This window comes from Sphingobacterium sp. B16(2022), from assembly GCF_012030425.1.
Lineage (GTDB): Bacteria > Bacteroidota > Bacteroidia > Sphingobacteriales > Sphingobacteriaceae > Sphingobacterium > Sphingobacterium anhuiense.
In genome coordinates this window covers 49,623-63,155 of sequence record NZ_JAAUVN010000005.1, presented here as the reverse complement: position 1 = coordinate 63,155, position 13,533 = coordinate 49,623, and the positions used below count along the sequence as shown (strand labels likewise).

The window sequence follows — 13,533 nt, the reverse complement described above, 5'->3', positions numbered from 1 at the left end:
TTAGAATAAAGTTGATTGCCAAATAAAAGATATAAATCTATAATCCTGTTCTTCGAACCGTTTTAGAGAACCGTTCGTAAAAGATTCGAGGCTGTGACGTGTTTAATTTACCCGATGTTCGGCATTGTTTCGACTATTGTTTTCCTCGCTGTCGAATATCAGTTGAACCAGACTCAAACCAGTCTCGAAGAGATGTCCTAAGAATACCGGATCAATGTCGGATCACTATTAAGTGATGTATGCACTTTTACGGACTTTCATGGACTTCTACGGACTTTCATGGACTTTAGCAGACTTTAAAATTTTCATCGGACCAATATTGACATCATTTACAAGTAATTTTCGAAGCGGCAATTATAAACAGTTGTGCGTTATAAATCAATAAAGTATTACATGAGCAAGAAAAAGAAATAATAAGAAAAAGGACATTTTTATGTATAAATGTCCTTTTTTCTATCTAAACTACAGCTTTAGATAGACCATTAGATAATGCCGTGTAGCGAACCCCCCTTTGCTCCCATTGCGTCCACTCTTTTTTCAACAGCAGGATCTTTAATTAAGTCAGGGGCATGATGCGGCTTACGTCTTGCATCGATAATAACCGGTCCATAACAACCCCAATGTTTATATTTTGTAAAGCTATTGACACCATAAATATCATATGCTGGATTCGATCTTGTAAAGGTTACCCATACAAAATTGTTTTCATTTGCAGCAGTAAAAGATGCGTCATCAGCTAAAACAATCATCTGTATCCCCGTAAAATCAACATCTTTCATTGCATCACACCAGTCCTTCAAAATCACTTCCTCTTGCTCATAAGATGAAAATGCAGCACCATCGACAACAAGGATACCAGGCATCGCCATCTTAACATGATTAAAAGGACGAGGAAATGATAATCCCAAAGGAATTTCATTACTCAATATTCTTTTCTTTGAACCTGCGGCAGCAAAAATAACTTTAGAGCCGGAATTAAGTCCATCACCAGAATAATCGAGAGTATCTATAGTAGTATTAGTATGAAAATGTAAATCTCTTGAAAGATCGATTCTTTCTAACATATGACGCAAAAAAACTGCAACATCATAAATATTCAGATCAGGATCATCTTCAATCGCTGCAATAAATAGGTACTTCGCTAAACTAAGTTGATTTTTACCCAATGCCTGGCTAGCTATCGTCAAGATCTCCTGCGGTCTATCCACTTTTTGATACGGCGTGTAGCTTTCTCTTCCTATAGCAAACAATAGGGGATGCACACCAGCGGCATCAACAGCATGAACAGCCTGTAGACCATTAATTTCCTTAGGAATTGCGGTACCTGTAATTTCATGAATCAAATTACCAAAACTTGTATCTTCCTGTGGAGGGCGACCAACAACGGTAAAAGACCAAATCGGATCTTTTTTATGATACACATTATGAACTTTCATTAAAGGAAAAGGATGGGTTAAACTATAATAACCGATATGATCACCAAAAGGACCTTCAGGCTTATTCTCATTAGGATACACGGTTCCTGTTATCACAAAATCAGCATCTGCTGAAATACAAAATCCCTCATGATCATAAAAATAGCGGAATCGACGATTTCCTAGAGCCCCGGCAAAAATCATTTCTGACAACCCTTCAGGTAAGGGCATTACTGCTGAAAGAGGATGTGAAGGAGGACCTCCAATGAAAATACTAACTTTCAAAGGTTTCCCTAATTGATTTGCTTTTTGTTGATGAATACCAATACCTCTATGTAATTGATAATGCAGTCCTATTTCTTTATCTTGAATATAATCATTACCAGAGAGTTGTATACGATACATCCCTAGATTTGCCTGCATGATACCCGGCTTAGTAATATCCTCGGTATAAACTTGAGGCATGGTTACAAATGCACCACCGTCCATAGGCCAATTTACTACTTGAGGCAACTTGCTAATTTCAGTTTTACCATACAAAATAGAGGCATTGGATTTCTTTTTCCAAGGAAGAGCTCCTAATGCGACAGCCGAAGAGCTTAAATATTTAAACGGATTTTTTAAAACTGCGGTAGGGTCCATCTTGACATCAACCAGCTTTTTAATATGATCTAATGTATCCCTAAACATAAATTTAGAACGGTCTAAAGTTCCAAATAAATTAGAAACTGCTGGAAAATCTGTGCCTTTTATATTTTCAAAATACAAAGCCGGTCCCTCTGCGTCGAAAACACGCATGTGAATGGCTGCCATTTCTAAATAAGGATCTACCTCTTCCTTAATTCGGATCAAATGTCCATGTTGCTCTAAATCGCTAACACACTCCGCTAAACTTCTATATCCCATATAGCTCCATTCTATTGTTCTATTACAAAATTAACAGAATAATTGGGAGGAAAAAGTTTTAAAAATACTTACCTTGATTTATTGATCAAGCAAAAAGCAACGATTAATTGTGGTAAAAGTGAAGTGCACTTTTCTAGACCAGCTGGTATTATCAACTTCAGCTTCATATTTCATCACTCTCCTAAATTCATCAAAATTCTCTTCATGAATTCGATAAAAACGAGTGTAAACCAATTTTACCAACCATTTCTTGATGGAAAATGTTTTATACTCACGATCAGGATGGTAAACTTCCATGTATTGATTAAAAAGCTGTTTATAGTTTAAAGACTCCTCCCCGCCCAAATAAATTACCTCACCAATAAAATTATCTTCCCAGGGAATTGTCCTAATCCAACGATAAACATCCAATAGTGGGATAGGCTTAAATTTTAAATCGCCGATAAGTTTCCAGTAAGGAATAAATTTACTCTTGGCCAAGCGACCGAAAATATCACTAATAATAGTGCCCTTCCCTACTGCACTACATTTAAGGACAACCGTATACTTAACTCGATGTTCCTCAAATAAACTCTGAATGGCATCAATATAGAACGAATCCATCAACTGTGCAACATACACAATTCTATTGCACATGTTTTCCTTGCAAACTTGAATAAAATTTCGAAGTGAAATAAGCTCCATTTGCATATTTAATTGGTCATTCAAACCCGGAACCTGAGTAAAATAAATCCCTAACTGCAAATTTCCTAAAGAGAAATTTTTACTCAAAGTATTTGTTTTAAATAAATCAATTTCAATTAAATCTGCTGTTACAGGTTCATTTAATCGTTTATTAAAAAGTTCCAAATTACGAACCAATCCAGTGACTTTAAATTCCTCAGAATTTAGATGACTGACAGCCCTTCTACCCAAATACGTGTTTAAACCTGTAATTAATACTTCCATGAATGAACCATTCAAATTTCTTTAATTAGAGATTAAACAAATAAAAAACACTAAGGTTTAATCACCACCATTTTTTTACACTTACAATTATTGTCCTTTTATTGTCAATATGTAAATAATGTCCATAAAACAAACAATAACCTTATATATTTGTACTTCCTATAAGCTTTTTCGAGGAAAATAATACAAAAAAATTATATCTGTATGGAAAAAAGGGCCGCGTTGATCTGGTTTAGAAATGATTTGAGGCTTCATGACAATGAAGTGTTTTTAGAAGCATCCTCAAAAAGTTCCTTTATCATCCCTATCTTTTGTTTTGATCCCAGATATTATGCTAAAAACCAATACGATTTCTTAAATACAAATGTTATAAGAGCTGCTTTCCAACTAGAAACAGTTAAAGCCCTGAAAGAAAAATTACAATCCTTAGGAAGTGATCTGATTACTTTTGTCGGCTATCCTGAAGATATTATTCCTCGCATTGCACAAAAATATGAGGTCGATGAAGTATATCATCATCGTGAAGTTGCTAACAGAGAAACTACAATATCCGAAAAAGTAGAAGAAGAACTCTGGAAAAGTAAAATTAATTTAAAGCATATCATCGGTCACACCCTCTACCATAAAGAAGATTTACCTTTTCCAATCCGTGATATTCCAAATTCATTTGCAACATTCAAAAAGAAAATAGAGCGGGAAAGTTTTGTAAGAAGATCAGCAGATTACCCTACTAATTTTGTAACAGCCCCTCATCTCGAGAAAACAGCTCTACCTACTTTGGAAGAGTTAGGTTATAGCAAAGAAGAAATACGACTTGTTAAAAACAAATTCATTGAAGGTGGAGAAGATCTAGCACTTGAAATGATGCAGGCTGTACTGGATGATCCTAGAGGGTCAGAACATGACTATACATTACTATCTCCTTTTATAGCACTGGGCTCATTATCGCCGATAAACCTGTATCATGAAATTAAGAAAAGGGAAAACGGTAAGAAAAATAAACGTTTTGACAAAATTATAGATATGTTACTCTGGAGAGACTATTTCAGATTCATGTTAAAAAAATATCCAAATGTTTTCTTTAAGGAGAAAGGATTTAAAAAAGAGCAAATAATGAGTAAAAATGATCAATTACTCTTTGATAAATGGAGATTTGGAGAAACAGAAAATGATTTTGTTAATCAAAGCATGATCTTACTCCAAAAAACAGGATACCTCCCTTACTTTGCGAGAATTATTGTATCGAGCTTTCTTGTGCAAGAATATAATATCAATTGGCTAAAAGGCGCATATTGGTTTGAACAAAATATATTCGACTACAGTCCCGCAACCAACTATGGCAATTGGTCGCATATAGCAGGGGTCGGCACAAGTGAAAAAGATAATACACCAATAGATTGGCAAAAGTTAATTAATACACATTATCCAAAAGGAATTCAAGAACCAGAGGATTATTGGGGTTAATAACAAAATGGCTTATTTGAATAATTAAATCGCAAATCATCATATAGAGTCAAATTTTTATTCACGATAAAAACAAGATTAAAAATGAAATTCGTTACTAAAATAATCAATCACAGTACCTAAAACTCTATTTTTATTCCTAACTTTGACACATTCATATTTTTTCAAATAGATGGACAAACTTACATATTTGAGTAACGCTGATTCGAGCTATATCGACGGCTTATATCAAGCGTACAAACAAGATCCAGAATCCGTAGATTTTGGATGGCAAAAATTTTTTGAAGGTTTTGACTTTGGTCAAAATGCTGGCGAAAGTGTTGGTGTTTCTGGAGATGCAACACCAGATCATGTTTTAAAAGAGATTAATGTCTTGAACATGATTAATGGCTACAGAGACCGTGGTCATTTATTTACGCAAACAAATCCGGTACGTGAACGTCGCAAATATTATCCTGGAAAAGAATTAGAGACATTTGGTCTTTCTGAAGCTGACATGAGCACAATCTTTAATGCTGGTGTAGAAGTTGGCTTAGGTCCTGCCAAATTAAAAGATATTAGACAATTAATTGAAGATACTTATTGTCGCTCAATTGGTGCAGAATTCAAATACATCCGTAACCCGGAAAAAATTAAATGGTTACAAGATCGTATGGAGGCTGATCGTAACAAGCCTACCTATTCTTTAGACATCAAAAAAAGAATCTTAGACAAATTAAACCATGCAGTTGCTTTTGAAAGTTTCTTAGGAACAAAATTCTTAGGTCAAAAACGTTTCTCTTTAGAAGGTGCAGAAAGCTTAATTCCAGCTTTAGATGCTGTTATCGAAAAAGGATCTGAATTAGGTATCCAAGAATTTGTAATCGGAATGGCTCACCGTGGCCGTTTAAATGTATTAACAAATATCATGGGTAAACCTTACAAAACTGTTTTTTCAGAATTTGAAGGTAAAACTTATGCCGAAGACCCTGAAATTAACTTTGGTGGTGACGTAAAATATCACTTAGGCTATTCAACAGATGTTAAAACAGATGATGGTAAAACAATCCATTTGAGTTTAGCTCCAAACCCTTCTCACTTAGAAACCGTAGATCCAATTGTTGAAGGTTTAGTTCGTTCAAAAATTGACATGAAATATGAAGGCGATTCATCTAAAATCGCTCCTATTGCTATTCATGGTGATGCTGCTATCGCTGGTCAAGGTGTTGTATATGAAGTAACACAGATGTCCAAATTGGATGGTTATAAAACAGGTGGTACAATCCACATTGTCATTAACAACCAAATTGGTTTCACAACAAATTATAAAGACGCCCGTTCTGGTACATACTGTACAGATGTTGCAAAAATTACTTCTTCACCTGTGTTCCACGTGAATGGTGATGATGCTGAAGCTTTAGTATATGCCATTAAATTGGCAGTGGAATACCGTCAAAAATATAAAACTGACGTTTTCATTGATTTATTATGTTACAGAAGATTTGGTCATAATGAGGCTGATGAACCTAAGTTTACGCAACCATTACTGTACAAATTGATCGAAAAACATCCGAATCCAAAGGAAGTTTATGCTAAAAAATTAATCGAAGAAGGTAGTATAGATGAAGCTTATTCTAAAAAAATAGAAAAAGACTTCAAAGCAATTCTACAAGAGAAATTAGAAGAATCAAAAGAAGTTGTTAACTTAACAGAAGAAACTCCAATGTTCTCAGGCGCTTGGAAAGGTCTTCGTCCTGCTAAAAAAGGTGAATCTTTCAAACCTGTAAAAACCAATGTATCGGATAAAACATTCTTACAGTTAGCAAAAGAAATTACAACACTTCCTAAAGATAAAAGCTTCTTCCGTAAAATCTCTCGCTTATTCGAAGATCGTGCAAAGATGATTGAAAAAGATTCTTACGATTGGGCAATGGGCGAATTAATGGCTTATGCTACATTATTAAATGAAGGAAGCCGCGTACGTATTTCTGGTCAAGATGTACAGCGTGGTACATTCTCTCACAGACATGCTGTATTAACATTAGAAAATTCAGAAGAAACTTACACACCATTAGCAAATATCAATGGTGGAGATAAATTCTCAATTTACAACTCCCTACTTTCTGAGTATGCAGTATTAGGTTTCGAATATGGTTATGCTTCAGCAAACCCACATGCATTAACAATTTGGGAAGCACAATTTGGAGATTTCTACAATGGTGCACAGATTATTGTGGATCAGTATTTATCATCTGCAGAAACGAAATGGAAACGTTCTAATGGTTTAGTAATGTTATTACCTCACGGTATGGAAGGGCAAGGTCCTGAGCACTCTTCGGCTCGTATCGAAAGATTCTTAGAGCTTTGTGCGGACGAAAACTTGATCTTAGCAAACTGTACAACACCTGCAAACTACTTCCATTTATTACGCCGTCAACAAGTTCGTGAATTCCGCAAACCATTAGTAGCGTTTACTCCAAAATCGTTGTTGCGCCATCCCAAAGTTGTTTCTTCATTGAAAGATTTCACGACCAGCACTTTCCAAGAGGTAATTGACGATGCAAATGTAAATGCAAAAGATGTAAAACGTGTGTTGTTCTGCTCTGGTAAAGTATACTTCGATTTATTAGAAAAACAAGAAGCTGATAAACGTAAAGATATTGCAATTGTGAGGTTAGAACAATTATTCCCTATTCCTGAGGAACAATTGAAAGCTATCCGTAAAAAATACAACAAAGCAAAAGAATTTATTTGGGTTCAAGAAGAAAACGAAAACATGGGAGCTTGGTCTTACTACTGTCGTAAACTAATGAATACTGAAATTGCATTCACTGGATTTGTAGCACGTAAGGAAAGCGGTAGTACTGCTACTGGTTATATGAAACAGCACGTAGCACAACAAGCTAGCATTTTAAATAAATCATTCGAATAAAAACAATTTTTATCCAATTGCGTCTTTTATCAAAAAGACGCAATTGTCTGTAAAGAACATTATATATGAGCTTAGAAATTAAAGTACCAACCGTAGGTGAATCCATTACTGAGGTAACCTTGTCACAATGGTTGAAACAAGATGGCGATTACGTCGAAATGGACGAAAACATCGCTGAATTGGAATCTGATAAAGCAACTTTTGAATTACCAGCAGAAAAAGCAGGTATTTTAAGAATCATTGCTCAAGAAGGTGATACTTTAGAAATTGGTGCTGTAGTATGTACTATCGAAGAAGGTGGTTCTCCTGCTGGTGATGCAAAACCTGCAGCTGCTGTTTCTGAAGAAAAAGCTAGCACTCCTGCTGCAACAGCTAATGTTGCTGATGAGAATCCTGATTCTTATGCTGCTGGAACTGCTTCTCCTGCTGCCGCTAAAATTTTAAGAGAAAAAGGAATTGATCCTGCTACTATTAAGGGTACAGGTAAAGAAGGCCGTATTACAAAAGAAGATGCTGAAAAAGCACAAGTAGCTCCTAAAGCAGCTGCTCCTGCTAAAGAAGCACCAAAGGCTACTGCTCCAGTTGCTGTAGCTGGTTCACGTAACGAACGTCGTGAGAAAATGACTTCATTGCGTAAAACAATTGCGAAACGCTTAGTTTCTGTTAAAAATGAAACAGCAATGTTAACAACTTTCAATGAAGTTAACATGCAACCGATCATGGATCTACGTGCTAAATACAAAGATACCTTCAAAGAAAAGCATGGTGTAGGTCTAGGCTTCATGTCATTCTTCACTAAGGCTGTTACAACAGCATTAAAAGAATGGCCTGCAGTAAACGCTAGAATTGAAGAAAATGAATTAGTATATTCCGATTTTGCAGATATTTCAATCGCAGTTTCTGCTCCGAAAGGATTAGTAGTTCCTGTTCTTAGAAACGCAGAGTCAATGTCATTACATGAAATCGAAAAAGGAATTGGCGCATTAGCTGTAAAAGCACGTGACAACAAATTAACGATCGACGAAATGACTGGTGGTACATTTACAATTACGAACGGTGGTGTATTTGGTTCAATGATGTCAACTCCGATTATCAATGCTCCACAATCTGCTATCCTAGGTATGCACAACATCATCCAACGTCCAGTTGCAGAGAATGGTCAAGTCGTTATCCGTCCAATGATGTATATCGCACTTTCATATGATCACCGCGTGATTGATGGTCGTGAGTCTGTAAGCTTCTTAGTACGTGTAAAACAGTTATTAGAAGATCCTGCTCGTTTGTTATTAGAAGTTTAATAACAAATAAAAGCTATTAAATAGAAAATCCCGATGAGAATTATTCTCCTCGGGATTTTTTTATTTAATAAAACTTAAACCCTTAACTTAATAGTGTTCTAATTTATTTATGCTCTCGCCTGCAAAGCCAAGGCGTACAATTTCATTTGTTTCACCATGGATAGCAATCCATTGGCACGAGTCGGCGAAAGATGTTCATGAAGACCGATCTGATTAATAAAATATAAATCAGCATCCACAATTTCTTTTGCTGTATGACCAGACAAAACCTTTACCATCAAACTCACCAAGCCTTTTGTAATGATTGCATCACTATCAGCAGTGAAATACACTTTTCCATCTTTCACTTCAGGAAATAACCAAACTTTCGATTGGCATCCTTTAATGATGTAATCATCTTTTTTATGTTCTTCACTTATTAATGGAACTTCCTTTCCTAATTGAATGATATATTCATATTTTTCCATCCAATCTGTAAAAAAAGAAAAATCCTCAATTAACTCATCTTGTATTTCGTTAATAGTCATTACTATTTATATTTTTTTAAACTAACATATTTGCAGCCCTCTTTAGACCTGCAACTAAAGTATCCACCTCTTGTTTCGTATTGTACAAGGCAAATGAAGCCCTTATTGTACCTGGAATACCGAATTTGTCCATAACCGGCTGTGCACAATGATGCCCTGTACGAACTGCAATTCCTAACTTATCTAAAATAACCCCAACATCATAAGGGTGAGTACCATCAATCAGAAAAGAGATTACCGAACTCTTGTGAGCCGCTGTACCAATAAAACGGATTCCTGGTACAGTTTCCAATTGCTCTTGTGCGTAAGTCAATAATTCTTCCTCATAAGAAGCAATCTCATCAATACCGATAGCATTAATGTACTCGATAGCAGCATTTAAACAAATACCTGCTTCAATATTTGGTGTCCCCGCCTCAAACTTAAATGGTAATTCATTATACGTTGTCTTCTCAAAAGTCACTTCTTTAATCATATCTCCCCCACCCTGGTAAGGAGGGATAGCATTCAAAGCATCCTCTTTTCCATATAAAACTCCAATACCCGTAGGGCCATACATTTTATGTCCAGAAAAAGCAAGAAAATCGACATCTAGATCTTGTACATCAATTTTTATATGTTGAATAGCTTGAGCTGCATCTAATAAAACAGGAACATGATGTTCATGTGCTATAGCAATCATCTCTTTAATAGGATTGATCGTACCTAATGAATTTGAAACATAAGTAAAAGAAGCAATCTTAGTTTTTTCAGAGAACAACCCTTTATAAGCTTCGATATCCAGTTCCCCCTGCTCATTCATAGGAATAACTTTTAAAATAGCACCTTTCTCTTCACAGATCATCTGCCAAGGAACTATGTTCGAATGATGCTCCATTGCAGAAATAATGATCTCATCACCAGAACCAATATTCGCTTTACCAAAACAAGTCGCAATTATATTAATACTATGGGTAGTACCTGTAGTGATAATGATTTCATGCTCATGCTTAGCATTTATAAAAGACTGAATATTCCTTCTAGTCACTTCAAAAGCGTCCGTGGAAATTTGACTTAAATAATGAACTCCTCGGTGAACATTACTATTCATATCTGAATAATAATGAGTTATTGCATCAATAACAGACTGCGGCTTTTGAGTCGTCGCTCCATTATCTAAATAAACTAAAGGCTTTCCATTGACTTCCCTTTTAAGTATTGGAAAGTCTGCTCTTATCTTACTTACATCGAAATCTTTCAATTTGTTTTGCTCCATGATATGAGCAAAGTTAACAGTATTTTAGCGAAAAAATGTCTTCGCTATCTACTTTTTAAATATAGCGATACATTTGTCCCAATTTTTTAATCCACCTCTATACTTGATTTTTATCACATAAACGTATAATCTTTTTTCTAATACAATCAATATTGAACCTATTTAATTATCTTTGTATTGATATGCAAGAATTACCTCTAAATTTACCCGAAGGCTCACGAAAAGAAGTTATGAGCTATTTGGAACCGTTCATGCTTAACGAGATGAGCGATTATTTAAAGCCTGTAGACGAAATGTGGCAACCTGCAGATTTTCTACCAGATGCTTCTAGAGATACATTTTTTGAAGAAATTAGAGATTTACAAGAGAGTGCAAGAGAACTTCCATATGATTTAGTTGCTGTATTAGTTGGTGATACGATTACAGAAGAAGCGTTACCTACATACGAATCGTGGTTAACCATGGTTGAGGATGTAGAGAAAAATGAACAAGGTGGCTGGATGAGATGGGTACGTGCTTGGACTGCTGAAGAAAATCGTCATGGTGACCTTCTGAACAAGTATCTATATTTATCAGGAAGAATTGATATGCGTCAATTCGAGATCTCAACACAATATTTAATAAAAGATGGTTTTGATATTGGTACCGGGGCAGACCCTTACCGTAACTTTATTTACACATCTTTCCAAGAATTAGCAACCAATGTTTCTCACCGCCGCGTCGCAGGTCTCTCCAAAAAGAGCGGTGATAAATTATTAGCAAAAATGTGCGGTGTTATTGCTTCAGATGAAGCACGTCATGCAAAAGCATATATGTCATTTATATCACATGCATTAGTCGTTGACCCTAGTGAAGTAATGATTGCTTTTGAAGATATGATGCGTAAGAAAATTGTTATGCCTGCTCAATTCTTAAGAGAGTCTGGAGAACCACAAGGGGAAGCATTTGCGCACTTTTCTGATGCAGCACAACGTCTCAATATCTATACAGCAATTGATTATGTTGATATATTAAAAGAATTAAATGCTGATTGGAAAATCGATCAAGTGACCGGTTTAAATGAAAAAGGAGAAAAAGCGAGAGATTATCTAATGAGACTACCAGATCGCTTACTTAGATTAGCAGACAGAATGAAGGTTCCAGAAACGGAATATAAGTTTAAATGGATCTACGATCAGAAATAATAAAAAAGCTCGATAATTAATTATCGAGCTTTTTTATTATTTCACAAAATTATGGAGAAGTGGATTATTTCACTCCCCCCATTAATTTCTTCACCAATGGTGATAAAGCAATTAAAACCACCCCGGCTATTAAAGAATAAACACCCAGTTGCTTATAACTATCCGTATAAGTGATTAATTTATCCGCCAAAGAATCACCTTCTCGAGCTTCAGCCATACTAGCTCCTATTAAACCCGCTACATATTGACCATAAGCACTTGCTAAAAACCACATCCCCATCATAATGCCCTGCAGCTTCCCTGGCGACAGTTTAGTCATAATAGACAAACCAATAGGCGATAAACATAATTCACCAACAGTGATCACTAAAAGCGCTAAAGTAAAGATATCTAAAGATGCGATTCCATCCTGCGCAAAAAATTTAGTTCCAAATAATACGTAATAACCTAAACCTAGAAAAATAAATCCTAAACCAAATTTAATAATGGTATTCGGTTCCATCTTTCTTTTTGACAGCCAAATCCATAATAGTCCAAAAATTGGAGCCAAAATAATAATGAAAAATGCTCCTCCCGAATTATTAACGCCATTAGGATCTAAATGAAATAATCCACCTAACATGGAGTCATTCAAATTCTTCGCTGCAAAAATGCTCAATGAACCACCACTCTGTTCGTAAATTCCCCAAAAAATGATAGAAAATAAAATAAAGACCAAAGCAGCAATCAATTTATTTCTTTCGACCTTATTCAGTTTTGTCATTTCATAGAACAAGTATATCAATGTCAATGGACCGATTAGGTACATAAAAATATCCGTATACTCCGTTTTAGAAACCATCACCTGCACTAACGGTATTAATAATAAAGTCGCTAGATAAACAGCATATTCTGCCCACTTAGGTAATGCCTTAACTTTAACAATAGCATCTGGATGTCCTGGCTTTAAACCGATAGGTCCTAAGTGAAACTTGGTAAAATGAAAATTAATGAGACTGATCAGCATACCGATAGCAGCTAGACCAAAAGCAACATTCCACCGATGTGCTTCATCAATTACTGAAGCTAGCATATACCCCTTTCCAATTGCAACACAAATGTACCCACCTAGGAATGCACCTAAGTTAATCCCAGCATAGAATAATGAAAATCCCGCATCTCTTCGATTATCATCCGAGCGATATAATTCACCCACCATTGTTGAAATATTTGGCTTAAAAAAACCCGTCCCGATAATGATAAATGCTAATCCGAAGAAGAAAAATTGATGTGGATCTGTTGCTAATAATGCACTACCTACAATCATCAAAGTACCACCCCAAAAAAGGGATTTTCTAAATCCTAATATTTTATCAGCAAATAAACCACCGATAAAAGTAAAAGCATATACAAAAGCCTGAGTCGCTCCGTATTGCAAATTTGCTTCCTTTTCTGCAAAATTAAGCTGCGTGATCATAAAGAAAACCAGCATACCCCGCATACCGTAAAAGCAAAAGCGTTCCCACATTTCCGAGAAAAATAAACTCCAAATCTGCTTTGGATATTTTCCTTCAAAATGTTGAACCTGTTCTAATGTTTGTTGTCCTTGTTTTGACATTTCGATTATTATTAAAAAGAGCTTCCTT

9 protein-coding genes are annotated in these 13,533 nt (G+C 35.5%); 4 read left to right on the top strand and 5 right to left on the bottom strand.

Annotated features, from left to right (window positions below):
- Positions 1–482: 482 nt before the first annotated feature.
- Positions 483–2,321 carry a UbiD family decarboxylase gene (locus HCX49_RS20900; RefSeq protein ID WP_168128032.1) on the bottom strand — a complete coding sequence of 613 codons (1,839 nt, stop codon included), beginning with the start codon at positions 2,319–2,321 and terminating at the stop codon, positions 483–485.
- Between the two features lie 78 nt (positions 2,322–2,399).
- A complete protein-coding gene (locus HCX49_RS20895; RefSeq protein ID WP_132771994.1) occupies positions 2,400–3,269 on the bottom strand; it encodes a hypothetical protein in 870 nt (289 codons plus the stop codon).
- 204 nt (positions 3,270–3,473) lie between these two features.
- On the opposite strand from HCX49_RS20895, the gene HCX49_RS20890 reads away from it, so the two are divergent.
- The 3 genes from HCX49_RS20890 to odhB all read left to right on the top strand — a co-directional run bounded on the left by HCX49_RS20890 (position 3,474) and on the right by odhB (position 8,942).
- Positions 3,474–4,733, top strand: coding sequence for a deoxyribodipyrimidine photo-lyase (locus HCX49_RS20890; RefSeq protein WP_132771995.1), 1,260 nt, complete (start codon positions 3,474–3,476; stop codon positions 4,731–4,733).
- Between the two features lie 172 nt (positions 4,734–4,905).
- Complete coding sequence (locus tag HCX49_RS20885) at positions 4,906–7,644, top strand: 2-oxoglutarate dehydrogenase E1 component (protein WP_132771996.1); 2,739 nt, start codon at positions 4,906–4,908, stop codon at positions 7,642–7,644.
- Between the two features lie 65 nt (positions 7,645–7,709).
- Positions 7,710–8,942, top strand: a complete 1,233-nt coding sequence (gene odhB / locus HCX49_RS20880; RefSeq protein WP_132771997.1) for a 2-oxoglutarate dehydrogenase complex dihydrolipoyllysine-residue succinyltransferase — start codon at positions 7,710–7,712, stop codon at positions 8,940–8,942.
- Between the two features lie 107 nt (positions 8,943–9,049).
- On the opposite strand, the gene HCX49_RS20875 is transcribed toward odhB, so the two are convergent.
- Complete coding sequence (locus HCX49_RS20875; RefSeq protein ID WP_168128031.1) at positions 9,050–9,469, bottom strand: SufE family protein; 420 nt, start codon at positions 9,467–9,469, stop codon at positions 9,050–9,052.
- A gap of 16 nt (positions 9,470–9,485) precedes the next feature.
- Complete coding sequence (locus HCX49_RS20870; RefSeq protein WP_206368643.1) at positions 9,486–10,724, bottom strand: cysteine desulfurase; 1,239 nt, start codon at positions 10,722–10,724, stop codon at positions 9,486–9,488.
- Between the two features lie 182 nt (positions 10,725–10,906).
- On the opposite strand from HCX49_RS20870, the gene HCX49_RS20865 reads away from it, so the two are divergent.
- Complete coding sequence (locus tag HCX49_RS20865) at positions 10,907–11,908, top strand: acyl-ACP desaturase (protein ID WP_132771999.1); 1,002 nt, start codon at positions 10,907–10,909, stop codon at positions 11,906–11,908.
- Between the two features lie 64 nt (positions 11,909–11,972).
- Here HCX49_RS20865 and HCX49_RS20860 read toward each other — a convergent pair whose 3' ends face one another.
- A complete protein-coding gene (locus HCX49_RS20860; RefSeq protein WP_132772000.1) occupies positions 11,973–13,505 on the bottom strand; it encodes a peptide MFS transporter in 1,533 nt (510 codons plus the stop codon).
- Between the last annotated feature and the right edge of the window lie 28 nt (positions 13,506–13,533).